General features: G+C 70.8%; 15 protein-coding genes. 8 read left to right on the forward strand and 7 right to left on the reverse strand.

What is annotated here, in order from left to right:
• Position 1: 1 nt before the first annotated feature.
• The 4 genes from ACIDOF_RS03535 to ACIDOF_RS03550 all read right to left on the reverse strand — a co-directional run bounded on the left by ACIDOF_RS03535 (position 2) and on the right by ACIDOF_RS03550 (position 3773).
• The gene (locus tag ACIDOF_RS03535; RefSeq protein ID WP_409004143.1) at positions 2-319 is read right to left on the reverse strand and encodes a non-heme iron oxygenase ferredoxin subunit; all 318 of its coding nucleotides are present in this window, start codon (positions 317-319) and stop codon (positions 2-4) included.
• Positions 319-1497 (reverse strand): Fe-S cluster assembly protein SufD, encoded by a 1179-nt coding sequence (gene sufD / locus ACIDOF_RS03540; RefSeq protein WP_409004144.1) that lies wholly within the window; start codon positions 1495-1497, stop codon positions 319-321. Before sufD ends, ACIDOF_RS03535 begins: the two co-directional genes overlap by 1 nt.
• 99 nt (positions 1498-1596) lie before the next feature.
• Positions 1597-3021, reverse strand: coding sequence for a Fe-S cluster assembly protein SufB (sufB, locus tag ACIDOF_RS03545; protein ID WP_409004145.1), 1425 nt, complete (start codon positions 3019-3021; stop codon positions 1597-1599).
• On the reverse strand, positions 3018-3773 hold the full coding sequence (locus ACIDOF_RS03550; protein ID WP_409004146.1) for a helix-turn-helix transcriptional regulator: 756 nt from the start codon (positions 3771-3773) through the stop codon (positions 3018-3020). Before ACIDOF_RS03550 ends, sufB begins: the two co-directional genes overlap by 4 nt.
• A gap of 203 nt (positions 3774-3976) precedes the next feature.
• Between ACIDOF_RS03550 and ACIDOF_RS03555 the strand changes: the two genes are divergently transcribed.
• Genes ACIDOF_RS03555 through ACIDOF_RS03565 form a run of 3 tightly spaced genes read left to right on the forward strand, consistent with a single transcriptional unit; the run spans position 3977 to position 6778 of the window.
• Positions 3977-4912, forward strand: coding sequence for an ABC transporter ATP-binding protein (locus ACIDOF_RS03555; protein ID WP_409004147.1), 936 nt, complete (start codon positions 3977-3979; stop codon positions 4910-4912).
• Complete coding sequence (locus ACIDOF_RS03560; protein WP_409004148.1) at positions 4909-5700, forward strand: ABC transporter permease; 792 nt, start codon at positions 4909-4911, stop codon at positions 5698-5700. The genes ACIDOF_RS03555 and ACIDOF_RS03560 overlap by 4 nt, the downstream gene beginning before the upstream one ends.
• Before the next feature lie 31 nt (positions 5701-5731).
• Positions 5732-6778, forward strand: coding sequence for a COX15/CtaA family protein (locus ACIDOF_RS03565; RefSeq protein WP_409004149.1), 1047 nt, complete (start codon positions 5732-5734; stop codon positions 6776-6778).
• 12 nt (positions 6779-6790) lie between these two features.
• Here ACIDOF_RS03565 and ACIDOF_RS03570 read toward each other — a convergent pair whose 3' ends face one another.
• The 3 genes from ACIDOF_RS03570 to ACIDOF_RS03580 form a co-directional block, all read right to left on the reverse strand.
• Entirely contained in the window at positions 6791-7873 is a 1083-nt protein-coding gene (locus tag ACIDOF_RS03570; protein ID WP_409004150.1) for an amidohydrolase family protein, read from the reverse strand.
• A gap of 58 nt (positions 7874-7931) precedes the next feature.
• Complete coding sequence (locus ACIDOF_RS03575; protein ID WP_409004151.1) at positions 7932-8276, reverse strand: hypothetical protein; 345 nt, start codon at positions 8274-8276, stop codon at positions 7932-7934.
• Between the two features lie 125 nt (positions 8277-8401).
• Positions 8402-9376 carry a heme o synthase gene (locus ACIDOF_RS03580; protein ID WP_409004152.1) on the reverse strand — a complete coding sequence of 325 codons (975 nt, stop codon included), beginning with the start codon at positions 9374-9376 and terminating at the stop codon, positions 8402-8404.
• Positions 9377-9793: 417 nt separating this feature from the next.
• Here ACIDOF_RS03580 and tkt point away from each other — a divergent pair, with 417 nt between their 5' ends.
• Genes tkt through pgl form a run of 5 tightly spaced genes read left to right on the forward strand, consistent with a single transcriptional unit; the run spans position 9794 to position 16582 of the window.
• The gene (gene tkt / locus ACIDOF_RS03585; protein WP_409004153.1) at positions 9794-11896 is read left to right on the forward strand and encodes a transketolase; all 2103 of its coding nucleotides are present in this window, start codon (positions 9794-9796) and stop codon (positions 11894-11896) included.
• 51 nt (positions 11897-11947) lie between these two features.
• Positions 11948-13066: a transaldolase gene (gene tal / locus ACIDOF_RS03590; protein WP_409004154.1), complete on the forward strand. Its 1119-nt coding sequence runs from the start codon at positions 11948-11950 to the stop codon at positions 13064-13066.
• A 2-nt stretch (positions 13067-13068) separates the two neighbouring features.
• Positions 13069-14604: a glucose-6-phosphate dehydrogenase gene (zwf, locus tag ACIDOF_RS03595; protein WP_409004155.1), complete on the forward strand. Its 1536-nt coding sequence runs from the start codon at positions 13069-13071 to the stop codon at positions 14602-14604.
• Positions 14601-15800 carry a glucose-6-phosphate dehydrogenase assembly protein OpcA gene (gene opcA / locus ACIDOF_RS03600; protein ID WP_409004156.1) on the forward strand — a complete coding sequence of 400 codons (1200 nt, stop codon included), beginning with the start codon at positions 14601-14603 and terminating at the stop codon, positions 15798-15800. Before zwf ends, opcA begins: the two co-directional genes overlap by 4 nt.
• Before the next feature lie 41 nt (positions 15801-15841).
• The gene (gene pgl, locus ACIDOF_RS03605; RefSeq protein ID WP_409004477.1) at positions 15842-16582 is read left to right on the forward strand and encodes a 6-phosphogluconolactonase; all 741 of its coding nucleotides are present in this window, start codon (positions 15842-15844) and stop codon (positions 16580-16582) included.
• Positions 16583-16616: the final 34 nt, after the last annotated feature.

The following is a 16616-nucleotide window of genomic DNA, read 5'->3' on the forward strand; positions in this document are numbered from 1 at the left end:
CTCAGGACTCCTGGGTGAGGGAGACGAGTACATCGTCCCCTTCGATCTTTACGGGGTATACGGGGACGGGGCGCGTCGCGGGAAGGCCGGACGGCTTGCCGGTGCGGAGGTCGAACGCGGAGCCGTGCAGCCAGCACTCGATCTGGCAGTCCTCCACCTCGCCCTCGGAGAGGGAGACGTTCGCGTGCGAGCAGATGTCGTAAATCGCGTACACCTCGCCCTCGGTGCGGACGACGGAGACCGGCGTGCCGTCGAGTTCCACCCGCTTCGGGGTGTCCTCCTCCAGCTCGCTCAGCCCACAGGCGCGTACGAAGCTCATCAGACCGAAGCCTCCAGCTCGGCCTCGATCTTCGCGATGAGGCGCTCCTCGATGTCCTTGACACCGATCTGCTGGACCAGCTCGGCGAAGAATCCGCGCACGACGAGGCGGCGGGCCTCGACCTGCGGGATGCCGCGGGCCATCAGGTAGAAGAGCTGCTCGTCGTCGAACCGGCCGGTCGCCGAGGCGTGGCCGGCGCCGACGATCTCGCCGGTCTCGATCTCCAGGTTGGGCACGGAGTCGACCCGGGCGCCGTCGGTCAGCACGAGGTTGCGGTTCATCTCGTACGTGTCGGTGCCTTCGGCGGCGGCCTCGATGAGGACGTCGCCGATCCACACGGCGTGCGCGTCGTCGCCCTGGAGGGCGCCCTTGTACACGACGTTGGACTTGCAGTGCGGGACGTTGTGGTCGACCAGGAGGCGGTGCTCCTGGTGCTGGCCGGCGTCCGTGAAGTACAGGCCGAGCAGCTCGGCCTCGCCGCCGGGGCCCGCGTAGTTGACGCGCGGGTGGATGCGGACGACGTCGCCGCCGAAGGTCACGACGACGGACTTGAACGACGCGTCGCGGCCGACCAGGGCGTTGTGCTGGGAGACGTGGACGGCGGTGTCGTCCCAGTCCTGCACGGAGACCACGGTGACCTTGGCGCCGTCGCCGACGATGAAGTCGACGTTGGCGGCGCGGACCGCGTCACCGGTGTGGTCGATGACGATGACAGCCTCGGCGAAGGCGCCGATGTCGAAGACGGTGTGCCCGAAGGTCGTGCCGCCCTCGCCGTGCAGCGCGACGCGCACCGGCTCGGTGAGGACCTGCTCCTTGGGGACCGAGACGACGGTGGCCTTCTCGAAGGAGGAGAACGCCTGCGCGGCGATGCGGTCGACGGGCGTGCCCGCCTTGCCGATGCGCTTGTCGTCCCGGCCGACCGACTCGACGGTGACGCCCTCGGGCGCGTCGATCTCGGCCTTCAGGGCGCCGTCGGCCTTCGCGGTGCCGTCGTGCAGGCCCTTGAGGCGGTCGAGCGGGGTGAACCGCCACTCCTCCTCGCGGCCGTGCGGGACCGGGAAGTCGGCCACGTCGAACGACGGGGGCGCGCTCATGCGCGTCGCGACGGTGGACTCGGCGGCCACTGCGACCGAGCCGGCGGTGGTGGCACCCACCGGGATGTTCTGAGCCTCAGCCATGGCTGTCGTAGTGCTCACTTTCTTGGATCAAGACGTGTAGCTGCGGGGATTCAGGCGCGGGGAGCCGACCCGGGCGGACCGGCTCCCCGCGGTCGGTGCTTAACCGACCGCGCCCTCCATCTGCAGCTCGATCAGCCGGTTGAGCTCCAGGGCGTACTCCATGGGCAGCTCCTTGGCGATCGGCTCGACGAAGCCGCGCACGATCATGGCCATGGCCTCGAACTCGGTCATGCCGCGGCTCATCAGGTAGAAGAGCTGGTCCTCGGAGACCTTGGACACGGTGGCCTCGTGCCCCATGGAGACGTCGTCCTCGCGGACGTCCACGTACGGGTACGTGTCCGAGCGGGAGATGGTGTCGACGAGCAGGGCGTCACAGAGCACGTTGGACTTGGAGCCCGGGGCGCCCTCGCCGATCTCGACCAGACCGCGGTACGACGTACGACCGCCGCCGCGGGCCACCGACTTGGAGACGATGTTGGACGAGGTGTTCGGCGCCATGTGGACCATCTTGGAGCCGGCGTCCTGGTGCTGGCCCTCGCCGGCGAAGGCGATGGAGAGGGTCTCGCCCTTGGCGTGCTCACCCATCAGGTAGACGGCCGGGTACTTCATGGTGACCTTGGAGCCGATGTTGCCGTCGATCCACTCCATGGTCGCGCCCTCGTACGCCACGGCGCGCTTGGTGACCAGGTTGTAGACGTTGTTCGACCAGTTCTGGATGGTCGTGTAGCGGCAGCGGGCGCCCTTCTTGACGATGATCTCGACGACCGCGGAGTGCAGCGAGTCCGACTGGTAGATCGGCGCGGTGCAGCCCTCGACGTAGTGGACGTAGGCGTCCTCGTCGACGATGATCAGCGTCCGCTCGAACTGGCCCATGTTCTCGGTGTTGATCCGGAAGTAGGCCTGGAGCGGGATCTCCACGTGCACGCCCTTCGGCACGTAGATGAAGGAGCCGCCGGACCACACCGCGGTGTTCAGCGACGCGAACTTGTTGTCGCCGACCGGGATGACGGTGCCGAAGTACTCCTTGAAGAGCTCCTCGTGCTCCTTCAGCGCGGTGTCGGTGTCGACGAAGATGACGCCCTGCTCCTCCAGGTCCTCACGGATCTGGTGGTAGACGACCTCCGACTCGTACTGCGCGGCGACGCCGGCGACGAGGCGCTGCTTCTCGGCCTCGGGGATGCCGAGCTTGTCGTACGTGTTCTTGATGTCCTCCGGCAGGTCCTCCCAGGACTGGGCCTGCTTCTCGGTGGACCGCACGAAGTACTTGATGTTGTCGAAGTCGATGCCCGAGAGGTCGGAGCCCCAGTTCGGCATGGGCTTCTTGTCGAACAGGCGCAGGCCCTTGAGGCGGAGCTTCGTCATCCACTCCGGCTCGTTCTTCTTCGCCGAGATGTCGCGGACGACGTCCTCGCTCAGGCCGCGCTTGGCAGCGGCACCGGCCGCGTCGGAGTCGGCCCAGCCGTATTCGTACTTGCCCAGGCCCTCGAGCTCGGGGTGAGCAGTCTCCTCGATGGGGAGCGTCATGCGGGGTTCCTCCCGGCCGTGCTTGCAGATGCTGTGGTGGTCTTCGGTTCTTGCTGTGGCGAGACGGTCTCGGTGCCGGGGATGAAGGTGGTGCACACCCCGTCCCCGTGGGCGATGGTGGCCAGCCGCTGCACATGGGTGCCGAGCAGTCGGCTGAAGAGCTCCGTCTCCGCCTCGCACAGCTGCGGGAACTGCTCGGCCACGTGGGCGACCGGGCAGTGGTGCTGACACAGCTGCTCGCCGACCGGTGCGCTACGCGCCGTAGCAGCGTACCCGTCGGCGGTGAGAGCCCTGGCCAGGGTCTCCGCGCGCTGTTCGGGGGCCGCTGCGGCCAGCTGCTCGCGGTACTTCTCCGCGGTCGCGGCCAGCCGGGCGCGCGCGAAGGCGGCGACCGCGGCGTCCCCGAGCTCTCCCCCGCCGGCGGCCTGGGAGATCCAGGCGAGCGCCTCGGCGGCGAGCTTGTCGTAGGACTGGTCGAAGGCGTCCCTGCCGCAGTCGGTGAGGGCGAACACCTTGGCCGGACGGCCTCGGGTGCGCGCGCCGTAGACACGCTGCTCGCGGGGTGCCACTACGTCGTCGGCGACCAGGGCGTCGAGGTGCCTGCGCACCGCCGCCTGGGTGAGGCCGAGCCTGCCTGCCAGCTCCGCCACGGTGGACGGGCCGTGGTCCAGGATGGACCGCGCGACACGGTTGCGCGTACTGCGCTCACCGGTCGCGAGTTCCTCCTGCAGAGCCTCGCCAACGTTTTTCACAACGCCATTGTTGCGTAATTCCTCCGGCCCCGTAAAGCCGGGTCAGAGGCACCCGCCGGTGGCCTCGATCACTAAGGTTCACCTAATTTCTGTGCGTTTCCACGGGCCCGGGCGGCCTGCGCGCCCTGTCCGTCGTGCGAAGCCACCAGCCGGGGCCGAGGCCCCGTACCGGGCACCCGGCGGCGCTCTCTAGACTTCCCGGCATGCATGAAGAGCCCGTCGCAGGCGGCGTCCTCCAGGTACGCGGCCTGGTGAAGCGGTACGGATCCAAGACCGCGGTGGACGGCCTCGACCTCACGGCCCACGCGGGCGTCACCGCGGTGCTCGGCCCCAACGGCGCCGGCAAGACCACCACGATCGAGACCTGCGAGGGCTACCGCAGGCCGGACGCCGGCGAGGTCCGCGTCCTCGGCCTCGACCCGGTCGCGCAGGCCGGGGCGCTGCGCCCGCGGATCGGCGTGATGCTGCAGTCCGGCGGCGTGTACTCCGGCGCCCGCGCCGACGAGATGCTCCGCCACATGGCGAAGCTGCACGCCCACCCGCTGGACGTGGACGCCCTGATCGAGCGCCTCGGCCTCGGCTCCTGCGGCCGTACGACCTACCGGCGGCTCTCCGGCGGGCAGCAGCAGCGGCTCGCGCTCGCGATGGCCGTGGTCGGCCGGCCCGAGCTGGTGTTCCTGGACGAGCCGACGGCGGGGCTCGACCCGCAGGCCCGGCGCTCGACCTGGGAGCTGGTGCGCGAGCTGCGCGCCGACGGCGTCTCCGTCGTCCTCACCACGCACTACATGGACGAGGCGGAGCAGCTCGCCGACGACGTCGCGATCATCGACGAGGGCAAGGTCGTCGCCCAGGGCAGCCCCGAGCAGCTCTGCAAGGGCGGCGCCGAGAACACCCTGCGCTTCACCGGCCGCCCCGGCCTCGACGTGGCCTCGCTCCTGAAGGCCCTGCCGATGGACAGCGCGGCGGCCGAGCTCACCCCGGGCTCGTACCGCGTGACCGGCACGGTCGACCCGCAGCTGCTCGCGACGGTCACGTCCTGGTGCGCGCAGCACGGGGTGATGCCCGACAAGATCTCGGTGGAGCGGCACACCCTCGAAGACGTCTTTCTGGAACTCACCGGCAAGGAGCTGCGCGGATGACCGCCGACACGCAGACGGAAGCGCGCAGCGGCACGTACGCGCCGAGGCCCGGGGCCGCCCCGGTCGGGCGGATGATCGCGGCGCAGGCGGTCCTGGAGACGAAGATGCTGCTGCGCAACGGCGAGCAGCTGCTCCTGACCGTGGTGATCCCGTCGCTGCTCCTGGTCCTCTTCTCGACGGTCGACATCGTCGACACCGGCGAGGGCAAGGCCGTGGACTTCCTCGCGCCGGGCGTGCTCGCGCTCGCCGTGATGTCGACGGCGTTCACGGGCCAGGCCATCGCGACCGGCTTCGAGCGGCGGTACGGCGTCCTGAAGCGGCTCGGCGCCTCGCCGCTGCCGCGCTGGGCGCTGATGACCGCGAAGACCCTGTCGGTGCTGGTCACCGAGGTGCTGCAGATCGTCCTCCTTACGGCGATCGCCCTCGCCCTCGGCTGGTCCCCGCACGGGAACCCGGTCTCGGTGCTGCTTCTGCTGGTCCTCGGCACGGCGGCGTTCTCGGGCCTCGGCCTGCTGATGGCCGGCACGCTGAAGGCCGAGGCGACGCTGGCCGCCGCGAACCTGGTGTTCCTGCTGCTGCTCGTCGGCGGCGGCGTGGTCGTGCCGCTCGACAAGTTCCCGGACGCGGCCCAGTCGGTGCTCGGCCTGCTGCCCATCTCGGCGCTCTCCGACGGCCTGCGGGACGTGCTGCAGGACGGTGCCGGGCTGCCCTGGGGCGCCCTCGGCGTCCTCGCGGCGTGGGCGGTGCTCGGGCTCGGGGCGGCGGCCCGGTTCTTCCGCTGGGAGTAGGCCCGTCCGGGTTCGCACCCCTCGTGAACCGATGCACAAGGGCCCCTCTACGATGGTGCGCGTGCCGAAGTTGACCCGAGCCGCAGCGGCTCAAGCCGTGCGCAATCCGCTGGCCTTCATCGCCGAACGCTGGACCCCCGAGAACCGGACGGTCCGGATCGCGGCGCTCACCTCGCTCGTCATGAGCTGCGTGATCGTGGTGACCGGCGGCGCCGTGCGGCTGACCGGCTCCGGCCTCGGCTGCCCGACCTGGCCGAAGTGCACGGCCGACTCGCTGACCACGACCGCCGAGATGGGCTTCCACGGCTACATCGAGTTCGGCAACCGCCTGCTCACGTACGTGCTGTGCGCGGCCGTCGGCTGGGCGATCATCGCGGCCCGCTCGCAGAAGCCGGCCCGCCGCAGCCTGACCCGGCTGGGCTGGGCCCAGTTCTGGATCGTGATGGGCAACGCGGTGCTCGGCGGCATCGTCGTCCTGGTCGGCCTCAACCCGTACACGGTGGCGGCGCACTTCCTGCTCTCCACCGCGCTGATCACGGTTGCCACGCTGATGTGGGTGCGCACCGCCGACGGCGAGGGCGACGCGACTCCGCGCCCCCTGGTCGGCAAGGCCGTGCGGCAGCTGGTGTGGTCCCTGATCGTCGCGTCGGGGCTGCTCGTCGCGATCGGCACGGTGGTGACGGGTTCGGGTCCGCACGCCGGCGACTCCAGCGACGTCCCGCGGATGGACATCGGGGCCGTCGGCCTCGACTGGGAGGGCGTCTCCAAGCTGCACGCCGTGCTCGCCTGGGTCGTCGTCACGCTGACGTTCGCGCTGTGGTTCGTGCTCAAGGCGGTCGACGCCCCGCCCGGCCCGCTGGCCCGCACCCGCGCGCTGTTCCTGATCCTGCTCGCCCAGGGCGCGATCGGTTACGTGCAGTACTTCACGGAGCTGCCCGAAGTCCTGGTCGGCGCCCACATGCTGGGCTCGTGCCTGGTGTGGATCGCGGTGGTACGGGTTCTGCTGGCCCTGCACGAGCGCCCGCGCACGGAGCCGGGCATCCCGTCCCAGGCGGACCCGGAGCTGTCGACGGTCTGACCCCCGCGCCCCTCACGGGGCCAACCCGTACACCCTGCGCGCGTTCCCCGACGCGATCATCCCCGCCACCCGGTCCGCGTCCGACCGCGACCACGCGCCCTCGGCCACCCACCCGCCGAGCACCCGCCCCAGCGCCTCCCGGAACAGCTGCGCGCCGACCACGTGCAGCTCGGGCAGGCCGTGTGCGCCGCTGGAGAACAACAGCTTGCCGAACGGGGCGAGTTCGAGGACCTCCGCGAGCAGCGTCGCCGCCCGCGCCCCGGTCCGTACGAGCGCGGGCCCCAGGTCGGCGTAGACGTGCGGGAACGCCCCGGCGAGGTGGGCGGCCTGACGGTGGTACGGGTAGCCGTGCAGCAGCACCAGGTCCGTGCCGAGCCCGGCCGTCGCCCGCGCGAACTCCCCCACGTACCGCTGCGGATCGCCCGTACCCGCGTGCAGTTGCAGCGGAAGCCCGGAGGCCACGGCGATCCAGACGAGGTGCCGCAGCAGTACGGGATGGGTGAGGGGGTCGCCCACGCGGCGGCCGGCGAGCCAGCGGGCGGCGGCGCCGCGGACCTCGCCGGCGTCGGGCGGCTCGGGCGCGAGGGCGAGGCCGTGCGCGCCCCCGACGGAGGCGAAGGCGACGGCGCCCGCTGCGGCACCGTGCACGCACTCGGCGAGGTTGGCGAGGAAGGTCTCGACCGTGCCGGAGGTGTCGGCGACCTGCTGGGCGAGGAGTTCGAGGCGGACGATCTCGTGGGCCTCGGCCCCGCCGGCGGCGGCCAGTTCGGGCGGTCCTGTGAGATCGCCGGGCAGGCCAGTGTCGACCAGATAGGTGCCGATGCCGGTGGCCCTGAGGAGCCGGCGGCCCGCCTCGATCACGCCGAGCTCGCGGCGCCGGGCCAGATACCGGGCGGGCTGGCAGTGCGGTTCGAGGCCGAGCAGCGGCGGGCACCAGCGGCGCACCGCGAAGCCGGTCTGGGTGTCGAAGAAGGTGGTGCCGGGGGCGGGCGGGCCCTCGCCCCGGCCGAGGTGGGCCTCGAAGGTGCCGAGGCCCAGCTCCGTGCGCAGCACCCCGTGGCAGTACTGGTCCACCAGGGGCGGTGTCTCGATCATCCGGGCTCCCGTGCGTGGACCGTGGTTCCTTCCACAGTCCTAACGGGCCGACCCGGCCTCAGGTGTTGCTCGGGCCTCCGACCTGGATGCCGGCCATGCGCGACCACTCGTACCGCCCGGTCTTCACCTTGGCCGCGAAGTCGCCGTCGAACTCCTCGTGGACGGTGACGCCGGACTTCTCGACGGCGGTGCGGGCGATCGCGTCGGTGCGCGCGACGAGGTCGCCCCAGCCGCCGTCCTCGCCGACGAGCACGATGCGGGAGCCGCGCTCCCCGATGTACGCGACCTGCGCCTCGGCGCCGCCGTGCGCCTTCGCGAAGGCGGTGATCTGCTTGGCGAGCTTCGCCGCCTGCCGCTCCCCGCGGGCGTCCGCGGGCTTCTCTTCGACCTTGGTGTCTGCCATACCGCGATGCTACTTGTGGGTAATCGACGGCGGCAATGGCCCCTGACACACGGGCGCCGGGCGGCTGAGGAGTTCAGCCCGCCCGGCGCCCGGAGCGTGTACGGAGTGCGTACGGATCGTTCGGGTCAGCGCAGGAAGGGGTCCACCGCGACCGCCACGAAGAGCAGCGACACGTACGTGATGGACCAGTGGAAGAGGCGCATCTCCTTGAGCTTCGCGCCCGTCACCCCGGCCTTCGCGCGGGCCTGCAGCGCGTGCGCCTCCCAGAGCCAGAAGCCGCCGGTGAGCAGCGCGACCGCGGTGTAGAACCAGCCGGTGTAGCCGAGCGGTTGGAGCAGCAGCGAGACGCCGACCATGATCCAGCTGTAGAGCACGATCTGCTTGGCGACGACCTTGTTGGAGGCGATCACCGGGAGCATCGGCACCTGGGCGCGCGCGTAGTCCTCCTTGACCCGCATGGAGAGAGGCCAGTAGTGCGGCGGCGTCCAGAAGAAGATCACCATGAAGAGGATGACGGCGGCCCAGGACATCGAGTTGGTCACGGACGACCAGCCGATGAGCACCGGGAGGCAGCCGGCGATGCCGCCCCAGACGATGTTCTGCGCGGTCCTGCGCTTGAGGATCATCGTGTAGACGACGACGTAGAAGAGCAGGGCGCCCAGCGAGAGGGCGGCGGAGAGCCAGTTGACCAGGAGGCCGAACCAGACCGTGGAGATCACGGCGAGGGAGACGCCGAAGACCAGGCCCTCGGTGGGGCTGATGAGCCCGGTGACCAGCGGCCGGCTCCGGGTGCGGTCCATCAGGGCGTCGATGTCCCGGTCGTACCACATGTTCAGGGCGTTTGCGCCGCCCGCGGAGAGGTAGCCGCCGAAGCAGGTGGCGAACACCAGCCACAGGTCGGGGACGCCCTGTTCGGCGAGGAACATCACCGGGACCGTGGTGATGAGGAGAAGTTCGATGATGCGGGGCTTGGTCAGCGCCACGAACCCCTTGACGAGGGGACCGATCGGCCGACGGCCGGAGTTCGCCCCGAGCTCACCCGCATCGCCCTCGGCGCTGGCGGTGCCCCGGCCTGATGGACGGGATTCGACGGCCGTCACGCACACCCCTGAAAGAGACTCCCAGCAAGCCGACCGTTGGGTGTCACCTGAACATGAAGACCCGGTAAAGGCTCGCGCGTACCACGCCACTGTAGACGTAGGCCATACCCGGCTCTTCGCGGGGGTGGGTCGTGTTGGGCCGGTTGCCCCGCGGCCCGGTTCGCCGCCCGGTTCGCGGCCGGTTCGGCGGCTCGGGACGGCGGCCCGGACGGACTCGGGGTGAACGGCTCGGGAGGCGAAGGGGACGGAGCCCCGGCAGTCTGGAACGAGTCGAAAAGAGGCACGCCCGCGCGACGGTAGGCTCGACGGCGACCGGCGCACGACGGCGCCGACAGTCGTCGACGTACGACGGCGGACGAGGGCGTTCGACGACGACGTGCGACATGTAGAGCATGTGGAGAGGAGCCCTGACCCAGGGTGAGCACCGAGCCGACCACCACAGACCTCGAGTGGACCGATCTGGACCAGCGGGCCGTTGACACCGCCCGCATCCTGGCCGCCGACGCCGTACAGAAGGTCGGCAACGGCCATCCCGGTACGGCCATGAGCCTCGCGCCCGCCGCGTACACCCTCTTCCAGAAGGTGATGCGGCATGACCCGGCGGACGCCGACTGGGTGGGCCGCGACCGGTTCGTCCTCTCCGCGGGGCACTCGTCGCTGACGCTGTACATCCAGCTCTACCTGGCCGGTTACGGTCTGGAGCTCGATGACCTGAAGGCGTTCCGCACGTGGGGTTCGAAGACCCCCGGCCACCCGGAGTACGGCCACACCACCGGCGTCGAGACGACCACGGGCCCGCTCGGCCAGGGCGTCGCGAACGCGGTGGGCATGGCCATGGCCGCGCGCTACGAGCGGGGCCTGTTCGACCCGCAGGCGCCCGCGGGCGAGTCCCCCTTCGACCACACCGTGTGGGTCGTCGCGGGCGACGGCTGCCTGCAGGAGGGCATCGCCGCCGAGGCGTCCTCGCTCGCCGGCCACCAGAAGCTCGGCAACCTCGTGCTGCTGTGGGACGACAACCACATCTCCATCGAGGGCGACACGGAGACGGCCGTCTCCGAGGACACCCTGAAGCGGTACGAGGCGTACGGCTGGCACGTGCAGCGCGTCGAGCAGCTGCCCAACGGCGACCTGGACCCGAAGGGTCTGTACGAGGCGCTGCAGGCCGCGAAGGCGGTCACGGACAAGCCGTCGTTCATCGCGGCCCGTTCGATCATCGCCTGGCCGGCGCCGAGCGCGCAGAACACCGAGGCCGCGCACGGCTCGGCCCTCGGCGACGAGGAAGTGGCCGCCACGAAGCGCGTCCTGGGCTTCGACCCGGAGCAGACCTTCGAGGTCACCGACGAGGTCATCGGCCACACCCGCGAGGCGCTGGAGCGCGGCGCGCAGGCCAAGGCCGAGTGGGAGAAGTCCTTCGCCGCCTGGCGCACCGCCAACCCGGAGCGCGCGGCCGAGTTCGACCGCATCCAGGCGGGCGAGCTGCCCGAGGGCTGGGAGGAGAAGCTCCCCGAGTTCGAGACCGGCAAGGGCGTCGCCACGCGTGCCGCCTCCGGCAAGGTGCTGCAGGCGCTGGGCGCGGTGCTGCCGGAGCTGTGGGGCGGCTCGGCCGACCTGGCGGGCTCCAACAACACCACGATCGACAAGACGAGTTCGTTCCTCCCGGAGGGCAACCCGCTGCCGGAGGCCGACCCGTACGGCCGGACGATCCACTTCGGCATCCGCGAGCACGCCATGGCCGCGGCCATGAACGGCATCGCGCTGCACGGCCACACCCGGATCTACGGCGGCACCTTCCTGGTGTTCTCCGACTACATGCGCAACGCGGTGCGCCTGTCGGCCCTGATGCACCTGCCGGTGACGTACGTGTGGACGCACGACTCCATCGGCCTCGGTGAGGACGGCCCGACGCACCAGCCGGTCGAGCACCTGGCCTCGCTGCGCGCCATCCCGGGCCTCAACCTGGTCCGGCCCGCGGACGCCAACGAGACGGCGATCGCCTGGCGCGAGATCCTCAAGCGCGGCAAGAAGAAGTTCGGCGTCTCGCAGCCGCACGGCCTCGCGCTGACCCGCCAGGGCGTGCCGACGTACGAGCGCAACGAGGCGGCGGCGAAGGGCGGTTACGTGCTGTTCGACGCCGAAGGGTCCTCCGGACAGAGCGCAGCGCCGCAGGTCGTGCTCATCGGCACCGGTTCCGAGGTGCAGCTGGCCGTCGAGGCCCGCGAGCGGCTCCAGGCCGAGGGCGTCCCCACCCGCGTGGTGTCGATGCCGTGCGTGGAGTGGTTCGAGGAGCAGCCGCAGGAGTACCGCGACAGCGTCCTGCCGCCGTCGGTCAGGGCCCGGGTGGCGGTCGAGGCCGGCATCGGTCTGACCTGGCACAAGTACGTGGGCGACGCCGGCCGGATCGTCTCCCTCGAGCACTTCGGCGCCTCCGCCGACGCGAAGACGCTGTTCAAGGAGTTCGGCTTCACCGCGGACGCCGTCACCGCCGCCGCGAAGGAATCCCTGGCCGCCGCTCAGCGCTGACGCCGGTACACGACGACTCACCCCTCATCACAAGCAGGAGATGCAATTTCCATGACAGACGCACTCAAGCGCCTCTCCGAGGAAGGCGTCGCGATCTGGCTGGACGACCTGTCGCGCAAGCGGATCACGTCCGGCAACCTGGCCGAACTGATCGACCAGCAGCACGTCGTGGGCGTCACCACCAACCCGTCGATCTTCCAGAAGGCGATCTCCGGCGGCGACGGTTACGAGCAGCAGCTCGCCGACCTCGCGGCCCGCAAGGTCACCGTCGAGGAAGCCGTCCGCATGATCACGACGGCCGACGTAAGGGACGCGGCCGACATCCTGCGCCCCGTCTTCGACGCCACCGGCGGCAAGGACGGCCGCGTGTCGATCGAGGTCGACCCGCGCCTGGCGAACAACACGGCGGCGACGGTCGCCGAGGCCAAGCAGCTGGCGTGGCTGGTGGACCGGCCGAACACGCTGATCAAGATCCCGGCGACCAAGGCGGGCCTGCCCGCGATCACCGAGGTCATCGGCAAGGGCATCAGCGTCAACGTCACGCTGATCTTCTCCCTGGAGCGGTACCGCGCGGTCATGGACGCCTTCCTGGCCGGTCTGGAGAAGGCGAAGGCCGCGGGCCTGGACCTCTCGCAGATCCACTCGGTGGCGTCCTTCTTCGTGTCCCGCGTGGACACCGAGATCGACAAGCGCATCGACGCCCTCGGCACCGACGAGGCCAAGGCCGCCCGCGGCAAGGCCGGCCTCGCCAACGCCCGCCTCGCGTACCAGGCGTACGAGGAGGTCTTCTCCTCGGACCGCTGGGCCGCGCTCGACAAGGCCGGCGCCAACAAGCAGCGCCCGCTGTGGGCGTCGACCGGCGTGAAGGACAAGGCGTACAAGGACACCCTGTACGTCGACGACCTGGTCGCGCCGAACACGGTGAACACCATGCCGGAGGCCACCCTCGAGGCGACCGAGGACCACGGGCAGATCACCGGCAACACGATCGCGGGCACGTACGAGCAGTCCCGCGCCGAGCTCGACGCCGTCGAGAAGCTGGGGATCTCGTACGACGAGGTCGTGCAGCTGCTCGAGGACGAGGGCGTCGACAAGTTCGAGGCGTCCTGGAACGACCTGCTCAAGTCGACTGAGGCGGAGCTCAAGCGCCTCGCTCCTTCGGAAGGCTGATCTTGTCCCCCACTGTCGACGGAGCAAACCCGCTTCGTGACGCACTGGACCGACGGCTCCCGCGCATCGCGGGGCCGTCGGGCCTGGTGATCTTCGGCGTCACGGGCGATTTGTCCCGTAAGAAGCTGATGCCTGCCGTGTACGACCTGGCCAACCGCGGGCTGCTGCCGCCGGGCTTCTCGCTCATCGGCTTCGCCCGCCGCGAGTGGCAGGACGAGGACTTCGCGCAGGAGGTGCACGACGCGGTCAAGCAGCACTCCCGGACCCCCTTCCGCGAGGAGGTCTGGCAGCAGCTGAGTCAGGGCATGCGGTTCGTGCAGGGCGACTTCGACGACGACGAGGCGTTCGAGACGCTGAAGTCGACGATGGAGGAGCTCGACAAGGCGCAGGGCACGGGCGGCAACTTCGCGTTCTACCTGTCGGTGCCGCCGAAGTTCTTCCCCAACGTCGTGCAGCAGCTGAAGAAGCACGGCCTGGCCGACCAGAGCGAGGGCTCCTGGCGGCGCGCGGTCATCGAGAAGCCCTTCGGCCACGACCTCGCCTCCGCGCGGGAGTTGAACGCCATCGTGCACGAGGTGTTCCAGCCCGAGCAGGTCTTCCGCATCGACCACTATCTGGGCAAGGAGACCGTCCAGAACATCCTGGCGCTGCGGTTCGCGAACACCCTCTTCGAGCCGATCTGGAACCGGTCGTACGTCGACCACGTGCAGATCACCATGGCCGAGGACATCGGCATCGGCGGCCGCGCCGGGTACTACGACGGCATCGGCGCCGCCCGTGACGTCATCCAGAACCACCTGCTCCAACTCCTCGCCCTGACCGCGATGGAGGAGCCCTCCTCCTTCGACGCGGACGCGCTCGCCGCCGAGAAGACCAAGGTCCTCGGCGCGGTGAAGCTGCCCAAGGACCTGTCGAAGCACACGGTCCGCGGCCAGTACGCGGCCGGCTGGCAGGGCGGCGAGAAGGTCATCGGCTACCTCCAAGAGGACGGCATCGACCCGCAGTCGACGACCGACACGTACGCCGCGATGAAGCTGGAGATCGACAACCGCCGCTGGGCGGGCGTCCCGTTCTATCTGCGCACCGGCAAGCGCCTCGGCCGCCGCGTCACCGAGATCGCGGTCGTCTTCCAGCGCGCCCCGCACTCCCCGTTCGACCACACGGCGACCGAGGAGCTCGGGCACAACGCCCTGGTCATCCGGGTCCAGCCGGACGAGGGCGTGACGATGCGGTTCGGCTCGAAGGTGCCGGGCACGTCGATGGAGGTCCGGGACGTGTCCATGGACTTCGCGTACGGCGAGTCCTTCACGGAGTCCAGCCCTGAGGCGTACGAACGGCTCATCCTGGACGTCCTGTTGGGCGACTCCAACCTCTTCCCGCGCACCGAGGAGGTCGAGCTGTCCTGGAACATCCTCGACCCGATCGAGCAGCACTGGGACGTGAGCGGCAAGCCCGCGCAGTACCCGTCGGGCACCTGGGGCCCCGTCGAGGCGGACGAAATGCTCGAACGAGACGGACGGAGCTGGCGCCGCCCATGAAGATCGACCTCACGGACACCACGGCCAGCAAGGTCAACAAGGCCCTCGTGCAGGGCCGCCGCGCCATCGGCTCACCCGCCGTCGGCATGGTGCTCACGCTGGTCATCGTCACCGACGAGGAGAACGCGTACGACTCCCTGAAGGCGGCCAACGAGGCCTCGCGCGAGCACCCCTCGCGCACCCTCGTCGTCATCAAGCGGGCCGCGCGCTCCCCGCGTGACCGCACGTCCTCGCGCCTCGACGCGGACGTGCGGGTGGGCGTCGACGCGGGCACCGGCGAGACGGTGATCCTGCGGCTGTACGGCGACGTCCTCAACCACGCCCAGTCGGTGGTCCTGCCGCTGCTGCTTCCGGACGCCCCGGTCGTGGTGTGGTGGCCGGTGCACGCGCCGCTCGACCCCGCCAACGACCCGCTGGGCGCGCTGGCGCAGCGCCGGGTGACCGACACGTACGCCTGCGAGCAGCCCATCCACGAGCTGGCCTCGCGCGCGGAGACGTACACGCCGGGCGACACGGATCTGTCCTGGACCCGGATCACCCCGTGGCGCTCCATGCTGGCCGCCGCGCTCGACCAGGTGACCTGCCAGGTCACCGCGGCCGAGGTGGAGGGCGAGGAGTTCAACCCGAGCTGTGAGCTGCTCGGCATGTGGCTCGCGGACCGGCTGTCCGTGCCGGTGACGCGCTCGCTGTCCAGCGGCCCCGGCCTGACCGCCGTACGCATGGAGACGGACTGCGGTCCGATCGTCCTCGACCGGCCCGACGGCGCCCTGGCGACGCTCTCGATGCAGGGCCAGCCGGACCGCGCGGTGGCGTTGAAGCGGCGCGAGACGGCCGAGTTGATCGCGGAGGAGCTGCGCCGCCTCGACCCGGACGACACGTACGCGTCGGCGCTGAAGTACGGCGTGGACCGGCTGGCGGAGCCGGATCCGGCACGGACGGTTCCGGAGGTGCTGTCTCCTGCGGAGGCGGCGGCCGGGGCGGGGGCTGGGTCTGGTTCTGGGTCTGCTTCGGGTTCGGAGGGTTCTTCGGGGTCGGGCTCGGCGGAGGCTTCGGGGTCCGGTTCGGGATCGGGGTCCGGTTCGGGATCGGGCTCGGGCTCGGCGGCCGGTAAGAAGGCCTCGGCCTCCAAGTCCTCGGCGAAGAAGGCCGGTTCGGGCTCGTCCGGCGGCCGCGGTGCGAAGGCGGCGTCGAAGTGAGCACAGCACCTCAGCTCGTCGTCCACCGCGACAAGGAACTCATGGCGCAGGCCGCCGCGGCCCGCCTGATCACGAAGATCGTGGACGCGCAGGCCGCCCGCGGTTCCGCCTCGGTGGTCCTCACCGGCGGCCGCAACGGCAACGGCCTGCTCGCCGCGCTCGGCGCCTCCCCCGCGCGGGACGCCGTCGACTGGAGCCGCCTCGACCTGTGGTGGGGCGACGAGCGGTTCCTGCCGGACGGCGACCCGGAGCGCAACGTCACGCAGGCCCGCGAGGCCCTGCTCGACTCGGTGCCGCTCGACCCGGCCCGGGTGCACGCCATGCCCGCTTCCGACGGCCCGTACGGCATCGACGCGGACGCGGCGGCCGAGGCGTACGCCACCGAACTGGCCGCCGCCGCACGGCCGGAGAACCACGGCGAGGTCCCCACCTTCGACGTGCTGCTCCTCGGCGTCGGCCCGGACACCCACGTGGCGTCGCTCTTCCCGGAGCTGCCCGCGGTGCGGGAGACCGAGCGGATGGTGGTCGGCGTCCACGGCGCGCCCAAGCCGCCGCCCACGCGGATCTCCCTCACGCTGCCCGCGATCCGCTCCGCCCGTGAGGTGTGGCTCCTCGCGGCGGGCGAGGACAAGGCGCAGGCCGCGGCGATCGCCCTGTCGGGCGCGGGCGAGATCCAGGCCCCGGCGGCGGGCGCCCGCGGCCGCTCGCGCACGCTGTGGCTCCTGGACTCGGCGGCGGCTTCCCAGCTGCCGCGGGATCTGTACCCGCCGGCGTCGCCGTAAGCGGCCCACCGCCGAAGGCCGGTTTCCGGCTCGG

The organism is Streptomyces sp. Da 82-17 (assembly GCF_046098215.1).
Taxonomy (GTDB): Bacteria; Actinomycetota; Actinomycetes; order Streptomycetales; family Streptomycetaceae; genus Streptomyces.